Origin of the sequence: Paenibacillus sp. GYB006, from assembly GCF_036577645.1 — a bacterium.
Classification (GTDB): Bacteria; Bacillota; Bacilli; order Paenibacillales; family Paenibacillaceae; genus Paenibacillus.
On sequence record NZ_JARBDA010000056.1, the window covers coordinates 1 to 553 of the forward strand.

The 553-nt window shown below is 44.1% G+C and carries 2 rRNA genes; both read right to left on the reverse strand.

The features are described 5' to 3' along the window. Nucleotides 1-114 (reverse strand): 23S ribosomal RNA (locus PV403_RS24855); the annotation flags it as partial. Nucleotides 115-463: 349 nt separating this feature from the next. Next, nucleotides 464-553: ribosomal RNA gene (locus PV403_RS24860) — 16S ribosomal RNA — on the reverse strand; the annotation flags it as partial.

Below are 553 nucleotides of genomic sequence, written 5' to 3' on the forward strand. Positions count from 1 at the left end.
ACATCCCCGGATCAAAGCTTGCGTACAGCTCCCCGAGGCAGTATCGTTGTTCGCCACGTCCTTCATCGGCTCCTAGCGCCTAGGCATCCTCCGTGTGCTCTTAATAGCTTAACCATATGCTCATTTTCGACTGATTCACTCCGGTTGGCATTCGCCAAAAGTCGTTCATCATTCAAAAATTTCGCTAAGCAATCTATTAATCTTCACTTGTTTAACACAAGTTCATCTTAAAGGATTTTTCTAAAATCGCAAAATTGTTTCGTTATCTAGTTTTCAAGGAACAACAACCATGCGTTCTTTGGTTCAGCACGGATGTGCGAATAAAGAATACATGTGATTTTGAGAGATTGGACTCTCAAAACTGAACAACGAGTGAGTGTTACTTTGCTTTTGCAAAGTGATCCGTCGACTTTCGTCGTACGTAATTTTGAATGTTTCCGTTTCAGGAAACGATTCTCCATAGAAAGGAGGTGATCCAGCCGCACCTTCCGATACGGCTACCTTGTTACGACTTCACCCCAATCATCTACCCCACCTTCGACGGCTGGCTCCT